General features: G+C 38.5%; 17 protein-coding genes. All 17 read left to right on the forward strand.

Annotated elements, in window-relative coordinates:
• The first annotated feature begins 106 nt into the window (after positions 1-106).
• The gene (locus tag ACE1MS_RS05045) at positions 107-901 is read left to right on the forward strand and encodes an isoprenyl transferase (RefSeq protein ID WP_008181400.1); all 795 of its coding nucleotides are present in this window, start codon (positions 107-109) and stop codon (positions 899-901) included.
• Complete coding sequence (locus ACE1MS_RS05050; protein ID WP_012293296.1) at positions 898-1,698, forward strand: phosphatidate cytidylyltransferase; 801 nt, start codon at positions 898-900, stop codon at positions 1,696-1,698. Before ACE1MS_RS05045 ends, ACE1MS_RS05050 begins: the two co-directional genes overlap by 4 nt.
• A gap of 62 nt (positions 1,699-1,760) precedes the next feature.
• Positions 1,761-2,906 (forward strand): 1-deoxy-D-xylulose-5-phosphate reductoisomerase, encoded by a 1,146-nt coding sequence (gene dxr / locus ACE1MS_RS05055; protein ID WP_012293297.1) that lies wholly within the window; start codon positions 1,761-1,763, stop codon positions 2,904-2,906.
• 46 nt (positions 2,907-2,952) lie between these two features.
• Positions 2,953-4,215 (forward strand): RIP metalloprotease RseP, encoded by a 1,263-nt coding sequence (gene rseP / locus ACE1MS_RS05060; RefSeq protein WP_012293298.1) that lies wholly within the window; start codon positions 2,953-2,955, stop codon positions 4,213-4,215.
• 148 nt (positions 4,216-4,363) lie between these two features.
• Positions 4,364-6,070: a proline--tRNA ligase gene (locus ACE1MS_RS05065; protein ID WP_012293299.1), complete on the forward strand. Its 1,707-nt coding sequence runs from the start codon at positions 4,364-4,366 to the stop codon at positions 6,068-6,070.
• A gap of 272 nt (positions 6,071-6,342) precedes the next feature.
• On the forward strand, positions 6,343-10,674 hold the full coding sequence (locus tag ACE1MS_RS05070) for a PolC-type DNA polymerase III (RefSeq protein ID WP_422761375.1): 4,332 nt from the start codon (positions 6,343-6,345) through the stop codon (positions 10,672-10,674).
• Positions 10,675-11,014: 340 nt separating this feature from the next.
• Complete coding sequence (gene rimP / locus ACE1MS_RS05075; protein ID WP_012293301.1) at positions 11,015-11,485, forward strand: ribosome maturation factor RimP; 471 nt, start codon at positions 11,015-11,017, stop codon at positions 11,483-11,485.
• Positions 11,486-11,515: 30 nt separating this feature from the next.
• Positions 11,516-12,655 carry a transcription termination factor NusA gene (gene nusA, locus ACE1MS_RS05080; RefSeq protein ID WP_012293302.1) on the forward strand — a complete coding sequence of 380 codons (1,140 nt, stop codon included), beginning with the start codon at positions 11,516-11,518 and terminating at the stop codon, positions 12,653-12,655.
• A 136-nt stretch (positions 12,656-12,791) separates the two neighbouring features.
• Positions 12,792-13,070: an RNase P modulator RnpM gene (gene rnpM / locus ACE1MS_RS05085; protein ID WP_036167453.1), complete on the forward strand. Its 279-nt coding sequence runs from the start codon at positions 12,792-12,794 to the stop codon at positions 13,068-13,070.
• Positions 13,067-13,375 (forward strand): YlxQ family RNA-binding protein, encoded by a 309-nt coding sequence (locus ACE1MS_RS05090; protein ID WP_008178997.1) that lies wholly within the window; start codon positions 13,067-13,069, stop codon positions 13,373-13,375. The genes rnpM and ACE1MS_RS05090 overlap by 4 nt, the downstream gene beginning before the upstream one ends.
• A 14-nt stretch (positions 13,376-13,389) precedes the next feature.
• Positions 13,390-15,657: a translation initiation factor IF-2 gene (gene infB, locus ACE1MS_RS05095; RefSeq protein WP_031419004.1), complete on the forward strand. Its 2,268-nt coding sequence runs from the start codon at positions 13,390-13,392 to the stop codon at positions 15,655-15,657.
• The gene (locus ACE1MS_RS05100) at positions 15,657-15,935 is read left to right on the forward strand and encodes a DUF503 domain-containing protein (protein WP_008178987.1); all 279 of its coding nucleotides are present in this window, start codon (positions 15,657-15,659) and stop codon (positions 15,933-15,935) included. Before infB ends, ACE1MS_RS05100 begins: the two co-directional genes overlap by 1 nt.
• A gap of 72 nt (positions 15,936-16,007) precedes the next feature.
• Positions 16,008-16,349 carry a 30S ribosome-binding factor RbfA gene (rbfA, locus tag ACE1MS_RS05105; RefSeq protein WP_012293305.1) on the forward strand — a complete coding sequence of 114 codons (342 nt, stop codon included), beginning with the start codon at positions 16,008-16,010 and terminating at the stop codon, positions 16,347-16,349.
• 125 nt (positions 16,350-16,474) lie between these two features.
• The gene (truB, locus tag ACE1MS_RS05110) at positions 16,475-17,386 is read left to right on the forward strand and encodes a tRNA pseudouridine(55) synthase TruB (RefSeq protein ID WP_012293306.1); all 912 of its coding nucleotides are present in this window, start codon (positions 16,475-16,477) and stop codon (positions 17,384-17,386) included.
• Positions 17,387-17,398: 12 nt separating this feature from the next.
• Positions 17,399-18,349: a riboflavin biosynthesis protein RibF gene (gene ribF / locus ACE1MS_RS05115; RefSeq protein WP_012293307.1), complete on the forward strand. Its 951-nt coding sequence runs from the start codon at positions 17,399-17,401 to the stop codon at positions 18,347-18,349.
• A 153-nt stretch (positions 18,350-18,502) separates the two neighbouring features.
• Complete coding sequence (gene rpsO, locus ACE1MS_RS05120) at positions 18,503-18,772, forward strand: 30S ribosomal protein S15 (protein ID WP_008178982.1); 270 nt, start codon at positions 18,503-18,505, stop codon at positions 18,770-18,772.
• 391 nt (positions 18,773-19,163) lie between these two features.
• Positions 19,164-19,688, forward strand: coding sequence for a DoxX family protein (locus tag ACE1MS_RS05125; RefSeq protein ID WP_031419005.1), 525 nt, complete (start codon positions 19,164-19,166; stop codon positions 19,686-19,688).
• The last annotated feature ends 262 nt before the right edge of the window (positions 19,689-19,950 follow it).

A 19,950-nucleotide genomic window follows, 5' to 3' on the forward strand; every position in this document is an offset into this window, starting at 1 on the left:
CTAGTACATACATAGTCAATTTAGAGGGGAAAAAAAAGACAAAAAGCGCTTTTGTTTGTTATGATAGGTTAGTATACGTCCGATTAGTTGTAGTGGGGGAGTTAGCATGTTTAAAAAGCTATTAGGTAAACAAATAAATATGGATACACTATCATTGGAGGAGCGTGTGGCCCTAACTAAAAGCGAGCCGATTCCTGCCCATGTAGCGATTATTATGGACGGAAATGGACGTTGGGCAAAAAAACGAGCTATGCCCCGTGTTGCTGGTCATCATGAGGGAATGAAGACCGTACGTAAGGTCACGAGATTTGCGTCAGATTTAGGCATTAAGGTATTAACCGTATATGCGTTTTCCACTGAAAACTGGAAACGGCCAAAACCTGAAGTAGATTTTTTGATGCGGCTACCAGTCGAGTTTTTAGGTTCCTTTTTACCCGAGATGATGGAACGCAATGTACGTGTCGAAATGATTGGAGATCCATCTTTATTACCTGCCCATACACAAAAAGCGTTGTATGAGGCAATGGAAGAAACGAAGCATAATACAGGTCTTATTTTAAATTTCGCCCTGAATTATGGAAGTCGTTCTGAGATGGTTAATGCCATGAAAATGATGCTTCAAAAAGTACAGGACGGTCAATTAACAATGCAAGACCTAACAGAAGAATGCTTAACATCTCATTTAATGACGGCCCATTTGCCTGAACCGGATTTATTAATTCGTACAAGTGGTGAAGTGCGCTTAAGTAACTTTATGCTTTGGCAGCTTGCCTATACAGAATTTTGGTTTACAGATACATTGTGGCCAGATTTTAGTGAGGAAACCTTACTGGAAGCGGTGGAAAACTATCAAAAACGTAATCGCCGTTATGGTGGGTTGAAGGGAGAAGAAACAACTTGAAACAACGAATTATTACCGCAATAATTGCAGCAGCATTTTTCATACCATTCGTTATTTATGGAAAAGTACCATTTGCCATACTTGTGCTAGCAATGGCTATTGTCGGTTTTTATGAAATACTTAAAATGAAAGGTATTTCCATTTTTTCTGTGCCTGGCTTTTTAGGGCTGGTCACTTTAATTTTGCTTGTTATCCCGAAGGACTGGAGTGAAAAGGTTGTAGACTTAATAGGCTATTCGTCTACTCTAATGGTAGTCTATGGTCTGATGATGCTACTCCTTATTTATGTAGTCTTGGTAAAAAATAAAATAACTTTTGATGAAGTTGGTTTTATTTTATTAGGCGCATTTTATGTGGGCTTAGGGTTCCATTACTTAATTGAAACAAGAAATGTAGGTTTAGAGTACGTTGTCTATTGTTTATTGGTCGTTTGGACAACGGATTCAGGTGCCTATTTTGTCGGAAGAAAATTTGGTAAGAACAAGTTATGGCCTGAAATCTCACCAAAGAAAACGATTGAAGGCTTCATCGGTGGAATTGTCATTGCTGTCATTTTCGCTGTCGGTATGCAACTTATTTACCCATTTGCAAATGGTTATATAACACTTGTATTCGTAACAATTTTCGCCTCCATTATTGGTCAGATGGGCGATTTGGTGGAATCTGCTATTAAGCGTCATTTTGATGTAAAGGATTCAGGTAATATTTTACCGGGGCATGGCGGGATATTAGATCGCTTCGATAGTCTATTGTTCGTTGTGCCTTTACTTCATTTTTTACATTTGTTTGGTAATTAATCCGAACTATAAAGGACTTCTATTCATACATTTGCTTAGATAGAAAAAGGGGACAATGTGTTGTGAAAAAAATTAGTTTATTAGGTGCAACTGGTTCAATCGGTTGGCAAACCTACGATATTTTAAAAGAACAACGTGAAGCTTTTCAATTAGTTGCTTTCTCTTCAGGGAAAAATATGGAGAAAACACGAGAAATGATTGATAACTTAAAGCCCGAATTAGTTTCTGTGCAGCTAGAAGAAGATGCGCTACTGCTTGCTAAGGAGTATCCGACTATTCACTTCACATTTGGCGCACAAGGCTTAGTGGAGGTTGCTACACATCCGGCTTCGACAGTTCTTGTTAATGCTGTACTTGGAAGTGTTGGGCTGGAATCCACTTTAGCAGCCATTCGAATGGGAAAAACAATTGCGATTGCAAATAAAGAAACACTTGTGACAGCTGGACATTTAGTAATGGCTGAAGCGAAAAAATACAACGCAACTATTTTGCCAGTTGATAGTGAGCATTCTGCTATCTTCCAATCGATGAATGGTGAAAACCCAAAAGATATTGAACGTTTAATTATTACTGCTTCAGGTGGTAGCTTCCGCGATAAAACACGGGACCAATTAAAACATGTGACTGTGGCTGACGCACTGAATCACCCGAATTGGTCTATGGGCGCAAAGATTACGATAGATTCTGCAACAATGATGAATAAAGGTTTAGAAGTAATTGAGGCGCATGTTTTATTCGATATGCCATATGAAAAAATAGATGTACTTTTGCATAGAGAAAGTATTATTCACTCTCTAGTTGAGTATCATGATACTAGTGTGATTGCACAATTAGGCACACCAGATATGCGCGTTCCTATCCAATATGCTTTAAGTTACCCTGATCGTATCCCGTTACATAATGGTCAGAGACTAAATTTAGCGCAAATTGGTCAATTGCATTTTCAAGAAATGGACTTTGAACGTTACCCAGCATTGCGCTTAGCATACGAGGCTGGCCGTACTGGTGGAACCATCCTAACAGCAATGAATGCAGCAAATGAAGCTGCAGTTGCAGCTTTTTTACAAGGGAAAATAACATTCCTTCAAATCGATGAGACGATTGAACGTGTGATGCAAGCACACCAAAACATTGCAATACCAGATTTACAAACGATTTTACAGGTGGACAGTGAAACAAGAAAAATAGTGTTAGACATGGTAAAATAACGAGAGCAATGTATCGTTAACTAATCGCTTTTAAAGGTGGGGTATTATGCAAACAGCCATTGCATTTATTTTAATATTTGGTTTACTCGTCTTCTTCCATGAACTTGGACACTTCTTATTCGCCAAACGAGCAGGTATTCTAGTACGTGAATTTGCCATCGGTATGGGACCCAAGATTTATGGTAGAACACATGGAGAAACAATGTATACTATTCGTTTATTGCCTATCGGTGGATATGTACGAATGGCTGGCGAAGATATGGATGGCACTGAATTACAGCCAGGATATCGAATAGGGCTTGTTGTCAATGAAGATAATGTTGTTAAAAAAATTATTTTCAATCAAAATAATAAGCAATTACCAGATTTGTTATTTTTAGAAGTTGAGCGTGCTGATTTAGAAAAAGATTTGTTTGTAGAGGGCTATGATGAAGAAGAAAGATTAGTTCGTTATCAAGTAGCGAGGGATTGTATTCTTGTGGAAAATGGACGAGAGCTGGTCATTGCACCTCATGATCGTCAATTTAATGCAAAAACGGTTGGCCAACGAGCGATGACTATTTTCGCAGGTCCATTTTTTAACTTTATTCTAGCTTTTGTAATTTATTTAGTTATTGGATTAATTCACGGAGTTCCAACATATGAGCCAGTTATCTCTGAAGTTGTAGAAAATAATCCAGCTGCGGAGGCTGGGATGCTTGCAGGTGATAGAGTGACAGCCATTGATGGACAGGCTGTTGAAAAGTGGCAGGATTTAGCTGCAATTATTCAGGATCATCCAAACGAAGAGATTATGGTGACCGTAGATCGAGATGGACAATCTGTCAACTTAAACATGACTGTAAAGGAAGTCCAACAGGATGGAGAAAAGTATGGTCAAATTGGAGTGCTTTACGATAGCCCGAGAGAATTTAATCCACTAAAGGCTGTTGTCTATGGGGCACAAGAAACCTATAATATGACTGTCAAAATATTTGAGCTTCTAGGTATGCTGATTACTGGTAAGTTTACAATAGACGCTTTATCCGGTCCTGTAGGTATTTATAAAGCAACCGAGCAAGTTGCTCAGTATGGAATTATGAACTTAATGAATTGGGCTGCAATGTTAAGTATAAATCTAGGAATTATGAACTTACTTCCATTACCTGCTTTAGACGGTGGTCGCTTATTATTCTTTGGTTTTGAAGCTTTACGTGGGAAACCAATTGACCGTCAAAAAGAAGGAATTGTCCATTTTGTAGGAATTGTTCTACTAATGATTTTAATGGTAGTTGTCACATGGAATGATATACAGAGATTTTTCTTTTAATCAATGACTAGTAAATTCTAACTTTACAATTAAAAGGAATTTTATTTATAGCTTTGGGCGCATTTTCTACGAAACATTGCGCTCAAAGCTAAATTTGTTTATGCTATTGAGAGTATAAACTTATCTATTAAAAAAGGTGGAACACTGAATGAAGCAAAGTAAAACATTTATCCCAACGTTACGTGAAGTACCTGCTGATGCTGAGGTAAAGTCACATAAGCAATTACTACGTGCAGGGTTTATTCGTCAAAATACAAGTGGGGTATACTCGTATTTACCGCTTGCAAAACGTGTGTTATCAAAAATTGAAACAATTATTCGAGAAGAGATGGAGGCCATCAATTCGATTGAGCTATTAATGCCATCTCTACAATCTGCTGAGCTTTGGCAAGAGTCAGGTCGCTGGGAAAAATACGGTCCAGAATTAATGCGCTTGAAAGACCGTCATGACCGTGATTTTGCATTAGGGCCAACACATGAAGAAGTAATTACAACGTTAGTACGTGATGAAATTAAATCTTATAAAAAATTACCGTTAACACTTTATCAAATTCAAACGAAGTTCCGTGATGAAAAACGTCCTCGCTTTGGTTTACTACGAGGAAGAGAATTTATTATGAAAGATGCGTATTCTTTCCATGCGTCTCGTGAAAGCTTAGATGAAACATATGATGATATGTATCGTGCTTATTCTAATATTTTCTCACGTCTTGGCTTAAACTATCGTGCTGTTATCGCAGATGCAGGGTCTATCGGCGGAAAAGGTACACATGAGTTCATGGTCCTTTCAGAAATTGGAGAAGATACAATTGCCTATTCAGATACATCTGACTATGCAGCAAATATTGAAATGGCTGAAGTCATTGCAGATTACCAGACATCTGATGAAGCATTAAAAGAAGTTGAAAAAGTAGCGACACCAGATCAAAAAACAATAGAGGAAGTTTCAGCATTCCTACAAGTAAAACCTGCCCATGTTATAAAATCTCTTGTTTTTGATGTAGATGGAGAGCTTGTAGTTGTTCTTGCGCGTGGAGATCATGAAATTAATGATATTAAATTGAAAAATGCGCTTGAAGCGGGTTCTGTAGAGCTTGCAAGTGAAGCAGCGATTCGTGAGCTATTAGGTTGTGGTGTTGGCTCCATTGGGCCAGTGAAGTTACCTGTAGATGTAAAAGTAGTAGCTGATCATGCGATTAAATCTATTCGTAATGGTATTGCAGGTGCGAATGAAGATGGATTCCATTTAGTAAATGTTAATCCTGAGCGTGATTTTGCTGTGAATGACTACTTAGATATTCGTTTTATTCAAGAGGGTGATCCTTCTCCAGATGGACAAGGTACGATTAAATTTGCGGAAGGCATTGAGGTTGGTCATATTTTTAAACTAGGTACTACATATTCTGCTAAAATGAATGGTACTTTCTTAGACGAGCAAGGGAAATCTCAACCATTTATTATGGGTTGCTATGGTATTGGTGTTTCTCGTATTCTAGCTGCGGTAGCTGAGCATTTCCAAGATGAAAATGGCTTCACTTGGCCAACACAATTAGCTCCATACGATATCCATGTTGTACCTGTAAATACTAAAGATGAAGTGCAAGTAGCTTTAGCAGATGAGCTTTACGGCTTACTAAAATCATATCGCTATGATGTACTACTAGATGACCGTGCTGAGCGTGCTGGCGTTAAATTTGCGGATGCTGATTTAATTGGTTTACCTGTTCGCGTAACAGTTGGTAAAAAAGCAACAGAAGGTATTGTGGAAGTGAAGTTCAGACAAACTGGAGAAACATTTGAATGGAAAAAGGAAGAAGTGATTGACCGCTTGAATGAATTTTTCCGTAAAAACTAATAACCTGTCATGATTGGTTTTAAATGGAAGTGAATGCTTCTAATAGAGGCTTTCATGTAATTTTGATAAAATAGGGATAAATAAATTCGCGACAATTCTGCGGGACAGTGAGCCAAGCAAACAAAACAGATAGTTTAGACTCTCTGTTAAGCTTGAAGAGCGCCCGCAGTGAGGGAGCGAATTTTTTTCTGGCATTCTTGTCCTATGTTGAAGATAAATTAGAATATGAGGCTTATATGGACTGCCTCCTCCTGAAAGTAGGTGTCGATAAATTGGAACAGCAACAAGAGGCAAGAACGAGATTTCGAATGCTTTTGCAGCAACTAGAGTTAACAGATGATGTGTACATGTCATTTTTCGAGGAAGGTGAGTTATCACGGCTAACAGTCCATAAAAAGGATAGACTATGGCATTTTACTATTCAATTGCGTGATATACTGCCATTTCCGCTTTACCAGCTTTTCCGTACCCATTTAACAGATAAATTTTCAGCAATCGCACAAGTTTATACAACCATTGAGACACAAGAGAAAAGTGTAACGGAGGAACTTGTTCAAGCTTATTGGCTAAATGTTGTCGAGCAAATTGATGAGATGGCACCAACTTTGAAAAATTGCCTCATCTCTCAAGTGCCGATGTGGAATGGTCAGAAAATTACATTGGCCTGTATGCAGGAAATGGAATTTATGATGTTAAAAACGAAGTATGCCGACAAGCTAGCAGATAGCTATTGTCAATTCGGTTTTCCAAAAATGGTGATAGACTTTGTACTTCAAGAACAAACTGAAGAAATGATTGCTGCTCAGGAAGCGTTTATGGAACAAAAACGTATGGAAGAAGCGGCTTTATCTCAACAAGCGATGCAGGACTTCCAAAAACGAGAGCAGGAGAAGAAGGACAATCCAGCTATTGCGAACCTTGGTGATCGTCCATTCCAGCTTGGTATGCATATTAAAGATGATGAAATTATGGAAATTAAACGCATTGTTGAAGAAGAACGCCGTGTTATTGTGGAAGGCTTTGTCTTTGATACGGAAATTAAAGTACTGAAAAGTGGCCGTTCTTTATTACAAATTAAAATTACTGACTATACGGACTCTATTATCGTCAAAATGTTCTCACGTGATAATGACGATGCCGAATTGATGCAGCACCTAAAAAAGGGAATGTGGGTTAAAGTTCGAGGCTCCGTCCAAACAGACACATTTATTCGTGATTTAATCGTCATGGCGAATGATATTAATGAAATAAAAAAAGAAACACGTCAGGATCTGGCACCAGAGGGTGAAAAGCGAGTAGAGCTACATTTGCATACACCGATGAGTCAAATGGACGCTGTGACGCCCGTTGATCGTCTTGTTGCACAGGCAGCAAAATGGGGTCATCCAGCAGTAGCTATTACAGATCATGCTGTTGTACAATCCTTCCCAGAAGCCTATGCAGCAGGGAAAAAACATGGCATTAAAGTAATTTATGGCTTGGAGGCTAATTTAGTCGATGATGGTGTACCTATTGCATATGCCCCAGAGCATCGCTTATTAGCAGATGCCACTTATGTTGTCTTTGACGTGGAAACAACCGGATTATCCACTGCTTACGATACAATCATTGAGCTGGCGGCAGTAAAGATTAAAGATGGCCATGTCATCGATAAATATGAAAGCTTTGCAAACCCGCATCATCCGCTTTCAGCAACGACCATTGAATTAACAGGTATAACCGATGATATGGTTCGTCATGCCCCGGAAGTAGAGCAAGTCATTAAAGAGTTTCATGCATTTATTGGGGATGGGATTGTTGTTGCTCATAATGCGTCATTTGATATTGGTTTCTTATATACAGGCTATAAAAAATTTGGTCTTGAAGGAACAACACATCCAGTCATTGATACATTAGAATTAGCTAGATTACTTTACCCTACAATGAAAAATCACCGTTTAAATACACTTTGTAAAAAATTCAATATTGAATTAACACAACATCACCGAGCGATATACGATACAGAGGCGACAGGCTATTTACTTTTACAATTATTAAAAGATGCCGATGAATTAGTCATTAAATACCATGATGATTTTAATAAACATATCGGTGGTGGGGATGCCTATAAAAAAGGTCGACCGATGCATTGTACTATTTTAGCTGTTGATAATGCGGGCTTAAAGAATTTATTTAAAATTGTTTCACACTCCCATACAAAGACATTCTATCGAGTTCCTCGTGTGACACGAGCTGTTCTAGAGCAATATCGAGAAGGTTTATTAGTCGGTTCTGGTTGTAGTAATGGTGAATTATTTGAAACGATGATGAATAAATCACCGGAAGAAGCCGAACAGGTGGCAAAATTCTATGATTATATTGAGGTACAACCGAAGGCGGTATATGCACCATTAATTGAACGGAATGTCGTCCGTGATGAATGGACATTAGAGGATATCATTCGAAAGCTTGTTAAGTTAGGGAAGAAGCTCGATAAACCAGTTGTCGCAACGGGAAATGTTCATTATTTAGACCCAACTGATGCTATGTTTAGACAAATACTTGTTGGCTCTCAAGGTGGTGCAAACATCTTAAATCGATCCAAACTACCTGAGGTGCATTTTAGAACAACGGATGAAATGCTAAAAGAATTTGATTTCTTAGGACCAGATCTAGCTAAAGAAGTTGTTGTGACGAATGCACAAAAAGTAGCTGATAGCATTGGAGATGTTAAGCCGATTAAGGATGATTTATATACACCAAAAATTGAAGGCTCTGATGATGAAGTAACCAATTTAACGTATGAAATGGCTCATCATATTTACGGTGAGGAGCTACCCGAAATTGTAAAAGCTCGAATTGAAAAAGAACTAAAATCTATATTAGGACATGGTTTTGGTGTAATTTATTTAATTTCTGCGAAGCTGGTTAAGAAATCTTTAGCTGACGGTTATTTAGTAGGTTCTCGTGGTTCCGTAGGCTCTTCATTAGTGGCAACCTTTATGGAAATTACGGAGGTTAACCCATTGCCTCCGCATTATGTTTGTCCAAATTGTAAGCATTCCGAGTTTTTTGATGATGGTTCGGTTAGCTCAGGCTTTGATTTACCGAATAAAGACTGCTCAGAATGCGGAACACCTTATAAAAAAGATGGACAAGATATCCCATTCGAAACCTTCCTTGGCTTTAAAGGGGATAAGGTACCCGATATCGATTTAAACTTTTCTGGTGAATACCAGCCGAAGGCCCATAATTATACCAAGGTATTATTTGGTGAGGATTATGTGTACCGTGCAGGAACAATCGGTACGGTGGCGGAGAAAACAGCATATGGTTATGTCAAAGGCTATGCGAATGATCACAACTTACATTTCCGCGGAGCTGAGGTGGATCGTTTAGTGCAAGGATGTACAGGGGTTAAGCGAACTAGTGGGCAACACCCAGGGGGAATTATCGTAGTACCTGATTATATGGATATTTTTGATTTCACTCCAGTACAGTTCCCAGCAGATGCTCAGGATGCAGAATGGCGCACAACCCATTTCGACTTCCACTCGATTCATGATAATATTTTAAAACTAGATATACTTGGACACGATGATCCGACAGTTATTAGAATGCTACAGGATTTATCAGGAATAGATCCGAAAACGATTCCTACTGATGATCCTGTCGTTATGCAAATTTTTAGTTCACCTGAATCGTTAGGTGTAACTGAAAAACAAATTGGCTGTAAGACGGGAACATTAGGTATTCCTGAATTCGGTACTCGCTTCGTACGGCAAATGTTAGAGGATACAAAGCCTTCTACATTCTCAGAGCTTGTGCAAATTTCCGGATTATCTCATGGAACAGACGTATGGCTAGGTAACGCACAAGAATTAATTCATAACGGGACATGTGTCTTGAAAGAAGTAATTGGTTGTCGTGACGATATTATGGTGTATTTAATTTACCAAGGTCTAGAGCCATCGTTAGCATTTAAAATCATGGAGTCTGTACGTAAAGGGAAAGGCTTATCAGAGGAATTTGAAGCAGAGATGCTCGCCAATAAAGTACCAGGATGGTATATCGAGTCATGTAAAAAGATAAAATATATGTTCCCGAAAGCCCATGCTGCCGCATACGTATTAATGGCGGTTCGTATTGCTTGGTTTAAGGTCCATTTTCCAATCCTGTACTATGCAGCATATTTCACGGTACGTGCAGATGACTTTGATTTAATTGCTATGGTTCAAGGTTCACAAATGATTCGGGCCCGTATTGACGAAATCAATTTAAAAGGTCTAGATGCCTCTACAAAAGAAAAGAACTTATTAACAGTGATGGAGCTAGCACTGGAAATGTGTGAGCGAGGCATGAGCTTCCAAAAAGTTGACTTGTACCGCTCACAGGCAAGTGAATTTGTCATTGAAGGCAATTCATTAATTCCACCTTTTGATGCAATCCCAGGACTTGGTACGAACGTAGCCAAAACGATAGTGGCTGCTCGAGAAGATGGAGAGTTTTTATCGAAGGAAGATTTACAGCAACGCGGTCGTGTTTCGAAAACACTAATCGAATACATGGATCAGTTGGGCTGTTTGGAAGGAATGCCGGATGCTAATCAGCTATCACTCTTTTAAGGATCAATGAGCTGCTAATCATTCAAAGTTTGATCTGTAAAATCTAGTCATTTCAAAATCCTGTCACAATATGGTTATCTTTCATGAAGGAAATTTGCATTATACCAAGAACTATGCTATTCTAATGGTAATAATTTGTTGATATTTTTCCAGCAAAAGAGTGGGGCTTACCCGCTCTTTTCTGTTGTTATACCGTAGCAAAACAAATTTTGACTAACAGCAGGTAAGACCGTAAAATTTCACCAAAGCAACTGGTGGAATTTCTGTTTTATTATGGTTCATTACACCACCAATACTGTAATGAATGATTGACACGCTAGAATAGATACAGGAGGAAATAATGAGCAAAGTACCATCTTTAATTGAAGAGCTCGCTAAACCAATAGTAGATGAGTTAAATCTGGAGTTAGTGGATATTGAGTTCGTAAAAGAAGGACGTAACTGGTTTTTACGCGTCTATGTTGATACACCAGAAGGTGGCATCGACATTGACCAATGTGCTCAAGTAAGCGAACGACTAAGTTTGTTATTGGATGAAAAAGACCCAATTACACAAAACTATTATTTAGAAGTTTCATCACCTGGAGCGGAGCGTCCATTAAAAAAGGATGCTGATTTTGAAAAAGCAATTGGTAAGTTTATTTATGTAAAAACCTATAAGCCCATTAAGGACATGAAGGAATTCCAAGGCTACTTAACATCCTACGAGGAACATACATTAGTGATGGAAGTACGCATTAAAACGCGTAAAATTACAGTAACAATAGAACAAGAAAAAATCGCATTGGCACGACTAGCCATCGATTTTTAAGCATAATGCATATTTAGGAGTGAAAACAAAATGAGTAGTGATTTGTTAGATGCGCTGAATGCGCTAGAAGAACAAAAAGGAATTTCAAGAGATGTGTTGATTGAAGCAATTGAAGCGGCATTAGTTACAGCTTACAAACGCAACTTTAACCAAGCACAAAATGTTCGTGTGGACTTAAATTTAGATAAGGGCTCTATTCGTGTGTTTTCACGTAAAGATGTTGTGGAAGAAGTAGAGGACGATCGTCTACAAATTTCTTTAGAAGACGCAAAGGTTATTAACCCTGCTTATCAATTAGAAGATATCGTGGAACAAGAAGTAACGCCACGTAACTTCGGTCGTATTGCTGCACAAACAGCCAAACAGGTAGTAACACAACGTGTACGTGAAGCGGAACGTGGTTTAATCTACGAGCAATATGTCGATCGTGAAGATGATATCGTAACTGGTGTTGTGGAACGTTTAGATGCGCGAAATATTTATGTAGGTTTAGGAAAAGTTGAGGCTGCATTGCCAGTCAATGAACAAATCCAAGGCGAAACTTACCATCCACATGATCGCATTAAAGTGTATATTACAAAGGTTGAACGTACAACACGCGGTCCGCAAGTGATTGTATCTCGAACACATCCTGGCTTATTACGCCGATTATTTGAGATGGAAGTACCAGAAATTTATGAAGGAATTGTAGAGATTAAATCGATTGCTCGTGAAGCAGGAGATCGCTCAAAAATTTCTGTCTATGCACACAATGAAGAAGTAGATCCAGTAGGCTCTTGTGTGGGAGCTAAAGGTGCTCGTGTACAAACGATTGTTAACGAACTAAACGGTGAAAAAATCGATATCGTAGAATGGTCGGAAGATCCTGTTGTATTCGTTGCCAATGCGCTTAGTCCATCAAAAGTTTTAGATGTACAAGTAAACGAAGAAGAAAAATCTACAACGGTTGTTGTACCAGATTATCAATTATCACTAGCTATTGGTAAACGTGGACAAAATGCACGATTAGCTGCAAAGCTTACTGGCTGGAAAATTGATATTAAGAGTGAGACAGATGCACGTGAATTAGGTATCTATCCGTCTGCTACAAGCACTTTCGTACCTGCTGTGGATGAAGAAAGTGATTTTGAAGAAGTGGCAGTAGACTTATATCAGGACGACGAAGAATAAGTAAGAAAGCCCGTGTGACGAGTTAACTGACAGTATTCAGTGGGCCCCCTACGCCGACTGAATACTGTCAGAGCGTCAAGTAGAGCATGACTTGTCCACCTCTTACGACAAGCTTCAGAGAGGAATGGTGATTCTTATGGCTGTTAACAAAAAAGTACCTCTTCGTAAATGTGTAGCAACTGGAGAAATGCTACCTAAGAAAGAAATGATACGTGTTGTTCGTTCGAAAGAGGGCGAAGTAAGTGTAGATGTCTCCGGGAAAAAACCTGGGCGTGGTGCCTATGTCTCTAAATCAGAGAAGGCAATCGATATCGCTCGTAAGAAAAATGTATTGGGGCACCAACTTGATGTGAAAATACCTGAAGAAATTTACGAGGAGCTTATTTTGCTAATTCGTAGGGAGTCAATTTTATGATCAATCAAGCAATATTTAATTTGCTTGGAATTGCGGCAAGAGCCCGTAAAGTGATTTCAGGAGAAGAGTTAGTAGTAAAGGAAGTCCGCAATGGCAATGCTAAGTTAGTACTGCTTGCAAACGATGCTTCTAAAAACTCAAGTAAGAAAATTCAAGATAAGTGCACGTACTACAACGTTGAGTATCATGTAATTGGAGATCGTTATGATCTAGGACATGCTACAGGTAAGGAGGCCCGAGTGGCTTTAGCGATTACCGATAAAGGTTTTGCAAGTAAATTGTCTAGTCTACTCAACGAAAAATAATCGGGGGTGAGCAGATGACCAAAATCAGAGTTCATGAATATGCGAAACAAGTGAATAAAACGAGTAAAGAGGTTATTGAAGCACTTAGTAAATTAAATGTGAGTGTAACTAATCATATGTCTATGTTAGAGAAAGACATCGTGTCAAAGTTAAACCAAACATTTAAAGCAACACCTGAGAAAAATGTAGGAAAACAAGCAACTCAAAACATTTCACAAAAATCTCAATCGAATGGTCAACAAAACCATTCGGTGAAAAAGCAAGAAGGTCAAAGGCAGCAATCTGCTACTTCTAAGCCTAAAGTAAATAATCAGCAACACTCAAATTCGTCTAACGAAAAATCTAAGAATACAAAAGGTAATCAAAATAGAAATATGACACAAAATAATAATAATAACAATAATAATAATCGTAGAGGTGGCGGTGGTTACAACCAACGTCCAAAACCAGGGATTCATGGAGGCAAACGTCGCCATCCAAAAACGCATCAACCATCAATACCAGTTAAACAAAAGGAACTTCCAGAAAAAATTACTTTTGTTGAATCATTATCAGTGGCAGAATTAGCAAAAAAATTACACCGTGAGCCATCAGAAATTATTAAAAAATTATTTATGCTTGGGGTAATGGCAACAATTAACCAAGAATTAGATAAGGATGCAATTGAATTAATTTGCGCAGACTATGGTGTAGAAGTGGAAGAGGAGATTCGTGTAGATATCACGGACTTAGAGACACACTTCGAGCAAACAGAAGAAGTAAATGAAGCTGAATTATCAGAACGTCCGCCAGTTGTAACAATCATGGGTCACGTTGACCACGGTAAAACAACATTATTAGATTCAATTCGTAATACTAAAGTAACTGCAGGTGAAGCTGGGGGCATTACGCAGCATATTGGTGCCTACCAAGTAACAGAAGGTGACAAGAAAATTACCTTCCTTGATACACCTGGACACGCTGCTTTCACAACAATGCGTGCACGTGGTGCAAAAGTAACAGATTTAACCATTTTAGTAGTAGCTGCTGATGATGGTGTAATGCCACAAACAGTAGAAGCAATCAATCACGCAAAAGCAGCGGAAGTACCAATCATTGTAGCTGTGAATAAAATGGATAAACCATCAGCCAATCCAGATCGTGTAATGCAAGAATTAACTGAACATGGCTTAGTTCCTGAAGCATGGGGCGGAGAAACAATTTTCGTACCAATTTCTGCATTAAAAGGTGAAGGCATTGACACATTACTAGAAATGATTTTACTTGTTGCCGAAGTAGGAGAATTGAAAGCAAACCCTGACCGTTTAGCACTTGGAACAGTCATTGAAGCTCAGCTAGACAAAGGACGCGGTTCAGTTGCTACGCTGTTAGTGCAAGATGGTACATTAAAAGTGGGTGACCCAATCGTTGTTGGTCATACATTTGGTCGAGTTCGTGCAATGGTGAACGACAAAGGCCGTCGTGTGAAAGAAGCTGGACCATCAACACCAGTAGAAATTACTGGTTTAAATGATGTACCTCAAGCAGGAGACCGTTTTGTTGTCTTTGAAGACGAAAAAACAGCTCGTCAAGTTGGGGAAACTCGTGCGATGTCAGCTATCCAAGCACAACGTTCTGAAAAACAACGTGTAACGCTTGATAACTTATTTGAGCAAATGAGCCAAGGCGAAATGAAAGAGCTGAACTTAATCGTTAAGGCAGACGTACAAGGTACTGTAGAAGCAATGGCTGCTTCATTAATGAAAATTGATGTAGAAGGCGTAAATGTGAAAATTATTCACACTGGTGCAGGTGCCATTACGGAATCTGATATTTCTCTAGCTGCTGCTTCCAATGCTATTGTTATTGGTTTCAATGTACGTCCAGATGTCAATGCAAAACGTGCTGCAGAAGAAGAAGGCGTAGATATTCGTTTACACCGTATCATTTACAAAGTAATTGAAGAAATTGAGCAAGCGATGAAAGGTATGCTTGATCCTGAATTTGAAGAAAAAATTATTGGGCAAGCAGAAGTTCGCCAAACAATTAAAGTATCAAAAGTTGGTACAATTGCTGGTTCGTATGTAACTGAAGGAAAAGTAACGCGTGATTCAGGCGTACGTGTAATCCGTGATAACGTAGTTATTTTTGAAGGTGAATTAGATACGCTTAAGCGCTTCAAAGACGAAGTAAAAGAAGTAGCAAGAGGATACGAATGTGGTATTACTATTACAAACTTCAACGATATTAAAGAAGGCGACATTATTGAAGCCTACATTATGGAAGAAGTTAAACGAGTATAATGATTGTATACGCAGAGGTTGAATTTATCATTCAAACTGCCCATTCGTTAAAAGAGAAACGTGCTGTCTTACAGCGTATGATTACCCGCACAAAGCAGAAATTTAATGTTTCTATTGCGGAAATTGACCATCAAAATGTATGGCAGCGCACAAAATTAGCACTTGTAGCTGTTTCATCATCGAAAGAAGCAGCTGAACGGGAAATTAATCATGCGCTCCATTATTTAGAGTCAAATCCATCATGGGAACAGCTTAATGTGTGGCGAGACTATTTATAAGGAATAGTAGGTAGTTGGGATACTATAGCATAAAAAGACCAACTATCTGTACTGAAATAGAGGTGACAAATTATGTCTCTACGTTCAAACCGTGTTGCTGAGCAAATGAAAAAAGAGCTTGGTGATATTCTTGGCCGTAAAATTAAAGATCCGCGTGTTGGTTTTGTTACTGTTACAGGTGTTGAGGTAACTGGTGATTTACAGCAAGCGACTATTTATATCACATCTTTAGGCAATGAACGTGAACGCGAGGAAACGCTTAAAGCTTTAGTAAAGGCTTCTGGTTTTATTCGATCAGAAATTGGTTCACGTATCCGTTTACGACGTACACCAGAGTTAATCTTTGAATTCGATTCATCGATTGAGTACGGAAATCGTATTGATACTTTGCTAAGAGATTTACACAAAGAATAAGCTAATAAAAGTCTGCCATTTGCATGTTCATGCAGGCAGGCTTTTTATCTTCATGAAGAAGTTTTTTGTCCTGGCAATTATGCTAGGTGCAATATTTATTTTAAAGGCAATTTGGGAGGATTTATATGAACGGTATTTTACCGCTTTGGAAAGAAAGAGGCATGACAAGCCACGATTGTGTCTTTAAACTACGCAAAATTTTACGTACAAAAAAGGTTGGACATACAGGGACATTGGATCCAGGCGTGGAGGGTGTACTACCAATTTGTATTGGCCAAGCCACTCGAATTGCAGAATATTTAACAGATGCAGGTAAAACCTATGAAGCTATTATATCCATTGGTCGTACAACGACAACGGAGGATGCAGAGGGCGAAACGGTTGCACAGGATCAGACTATTAAAAAGTTTTCTCGTGAGCAATTACAAGAGGTTTTAGCTTCATTAACAGGAATTATTGAACAAACTCCACCCATGTTTTCTGCTGTTAAGGTAAATGGTAAACGCCTCTATGAATATGCTCGAAAAGGTGAGACAGTTGAAAGACCGACTCGCCAAGTTACCATTTATGCTCTAGAACTTCTCGATGACAATGAATCCTACGAGGGACAGGAGATTACATTCCCTGTTCGTATCGCTTGTAGTAAAGGAACTTATATCCGTACATTAGCTGTCCAAATTGGGGAGGAACTTGGTTATCCAGCCCATATGAAAGAGCTCGTACGTACTGCTTCAGGTACCTTTACGCGCGATAACTGTTTTACGCTGGCACAGGTGGCTGAGCTCATGGATGAAGAGCAGGTGGCTACTTGTATTTTACCTGTCGAGTATGCATTAACAGACTATCCATATATTGAGATTACTTCTGCCAATGAAAAAGAAATTTTTAATGGACAAGTGCTTCCAGCAGATACATTGTTAAAGATACATGATAAAATTGTCTTTGGAATCAATGGAAAGGCAGTTGCGGTTTATCAAGCTCACCCTTCAAAGGCAGGCTTGATGAAACCACACAAGATGTTTCCGACGATAGAGTAGGAGGATTTTTCAATGGAGGTCATTCATTTAAAATACCCACATCAATTACAGCAAAGAGAAAGCATGCAGCCCTATTCATTAGCGCTTGGCTTTTTCGATGGTGTACATAGAGGGCATCAGGCAGTTATCAAGGCAGCAAAGGAAGAGGGAGAGAAGCGGCAAATTCCAAGCGCAGTAATGACATTTGACCCGCATCCATCATTAGTCCTTGGAGGGCGTAACGAAAAGGTTTTCTATATTACACTCTTACAGCAGAAATTGCAGCTTTTTGAGGAACAAGGCGTGGATACAGTGTTTGTTGTCCATTTCACATCTGATTTTGCTAAACTATCTCCAGCCGCATTTATTGATACATTTATTCGTGGATTAAATATACAACATGTGACAGCTGGCTTCGATTATTCATTTGGGGCATTTGGTAAAGGTACAATGGACGATATGCGTGCATTAAGCAATGGGGATTATGGTGTGACAATCGTTGAGAAGAAGACGGATGATGTGGAGAAAATCAGCTCAACCCGTATTCGTCAACTTTTACAAGAGGGTGATATGGAAGCAGCGAGAACATTATTAGGGCGTCCATTTGAAATAAACGGAATGGTTGTACATGGAGATAAACGTGGTCGAACAATTGGCTTCCCAACAGCAAATGTCCAAGCTTTAGAAGGAACTTTTATTCCTGCAAGTGGGGTCTATGCTGTCCGTCTGTTAGTCCAAAATGCTTGGTATGATGGTGTCTGTAATGTAGGCTACAAACCAACGTTTAAAGATCCGAACGATAAGCAATTGTCCATTGAGGTTCATATTTTAAATTTTGATAAGAATATTTATGGCGAAGAAGTACATGTAGCTTGGTATAAACGTATACGAAGCGAAAGAAAATTTGACGGCATTGATGCTTTAAAAACGCAAATTGAAAAAGATAAACAAGAAGCTATACAATATTTTAACGATTTACAATAGAGTCAACTGGGCTACGGTTTTTACTTGCTTGACTCAATCATTTATGGTAACATTCATAAGTGCATAATGCTCAACCTTAGCTCGGTATATCGAAGACTCCAACGTTTACTGTGCTAATGGGGATAAATAATTTTTCTTAGGAGGTCCATACAAATGGCTATTACAAAAGAACGTAAAAACGAAATTATCGCTGAGTACCGTACTCACGAAAGTGACACTGGTTCACCAGAAGTACAAGTTGCAGTATTAACAGCAGAAATCAATGCTCTAAATACTCACTTACGTACACACAAAAAAGATTTCCACTCTGAGCGTGGTCTTCTTAAAATGGTAGGTCGTCGTCGTCACTTATTAAAATATCTTCGTGAAACTGACGTACAACGTTACCGTGAACTAATCAACCGTTTAGGCTTACGTCGCTAATTACAGCGGACTGTAGACAAACTTATGTTTTGTCTACAGTCTTTTTTTTTTGAATAAAAGGATGGTTTATTTCTCGTCTCTATTTATATTTTGTTCGATAATCAGCCATAACTTTTTTACGCTCCGGTGAACGAGCTAGAAAAAACATGTTCTAGTCAATAAAAGGATGATATATTCTAATCACATTTCGCAACCAAATTCAACTAGTTATATGGTAATCTACCTTTGTTGTCCATGCGACAAAAGAAATAGAGTTGAATCAATGAACTAATCAATAGTGGTTGTTTTTTTATAGCAATGAATGGCCATTCATAACAGTCCACCATCTATAACAGCTTACTTCAGCTTGTGAAATGTAAAAACAAAATTTATGGTGAGAAGGTGCAGTTGAATGTTTAACAAAATATTAAGAGAGAATAATATTGTTGCAGGAATCTTGACCATTATTCGCATATATCTAGGTTGGCATTGGCTAACAGCCGGTTGGGGAAAATTGATGAATGGATTTGATGCATCCGGTTTTTTAGCAAATGCTATAGCAAATCCAGTAACGAGCGGTGAGGATTTAGCATATCCACTATACGTAAAGTTTATTGAATCATTTGCTTTACCCAATGCTGAAATTATTAATTTCCTTATTCCATGGGGAGAATTTTTAGTCGGCCTGGGATTAATACTAGGATGTTTAACAACATATGCTGCATTTTTTGGGATGGTTATGAACTTCGCATTTTTAATGGCAGGTACTATATCAAGTAACCCTTGGGATATTTTACTTGCTATCTTTATAGCAGCAGCAGGCTTCAATGCCGGTAAGTTTGGATTGGATCGTTTCGTCCTACCAGCTTTCAGCAATATGATCCAAAAAGTAAAAAACAAAGATAAAATAGGTCGACCGGTGTCTAAAACGACATAATTTACATAAAGAAGACGCGAAATGCCCCGTGAATGCTATTTTGACGGGGCATTTATTTTAAATTTCTTCTCTTGACACACTTAAACTTTACTACATACTTAACTTTCTTTATACTAGTAGGATGTATGACAAGTACCGTGTTATAATAAATCTATTGTGTATAGCCTGCACTTGAAATAATAATGTGAAGAAGCATTTATATCTATTTACATACATTACTTTTCGTCAGGAAGGAATCAATTTAAATTAATTCCATATAACA

The sequence above is a fragment of the Lysinibacillus sp. fkY74-1 genome, assembly GCF_053165895.1.

Excerpts from the sequence above, each read along its gene's own strand:
- ACE1MS_RS05045 (WP_008181400.1), top strand. The coding sequence starts at position 107 with ATGTTTAAAAAGCTATTAGGTAAACAAATAAATATGGATACACTATCA.
- rseP (WP_012293298.1), top strand. The coding sequence starts at position 2,953 with ATGCAAACAGCCATTGCATTTATTTTAATATTTGGTTTACTCGTCTTC.
- ACE1MS_RS05065 (WP_012293299.1), top strand. The coding sequence starts at position 4,364 with ATGAAGCAAAGTAAAACATTTATCCCAACGTTACGTGAAGTACCTGCT.
- rimP (WP_012293301.1), top strand. The coding sequence starts at position 11,015 with ATGAGCAAAGTACCATCTTTAATTGAAGAGCTCGCTAAACCAATAGTA.
- nusA (WP_012293302.1), top strand. The coding sequence starts at position 11,516 with ATGAGTAGTGATTTGTTAGATGCGCTGAATGCGCTAGAAGAACAAAAA.
- rnpM (WP_036167453.1), top strand. The coding sequence starts at position 12,792 with ATGGCTGTTAACAAAAAAGTACCTCTTCGTAAATGTGTAGCAACTGGA.
- ACE1MS_RS05090 (WP_008178997.1), top strand. The coding sequence starts at position 13,067 with ATGATCAATCAAGCAATATTTAATTTGCTTGGAATTGCGGCAAGAGCC.
- infB (WP_031419004.1), top strand. The coding sequence starts at position 13,390 with ATGACCAAAATCAGAGTTCATGAATATGCGAAACAAGTGAATAAAACG.
- ACE1MS_RS05100 (WP_008178987.1), top strand. The coding sequence starts at position 15,657 with ATGATTGTATACGCAGAGGTTGAATTTATCATTCAAACTGCCCATTCG.
- rbfA (WP_012293305.1), top strand. The coding sequence starts at position 16,008 with ATGTCTCTACGTTCAAACCGTGTTGCTGAGCAAATGAAAAAAGAGCTT.
- truB (WP_012293306.1), top strand. The coding sequence starts at position 16,475 with ATGAACGGTATTTTACCGCTTTGGAAAGAAAGAGGCATGACAAGCCAC.
- ribF (WP_012293307.1), top strand. The coding sequence starts at position 17,399 with ATGGAGGTCATTCATTTAAAATACCCACATCAATTACAGCAAAGAGAA.
- rpsO (WP_008178982.1), top strand. The coding sequence starts at position 18,503 with ATGGCTATTACAAAAGAACGTAAAAACGAAATTATCGCTGAGTACCGT.
- ACE1MS_RS05125 (WP_031419005.1), top strand. The coding sequence starts at position 19,164 with ATGTTTAACAAAATATTAAGAGAGAATAATATTGTTGCAGGAATCTTG.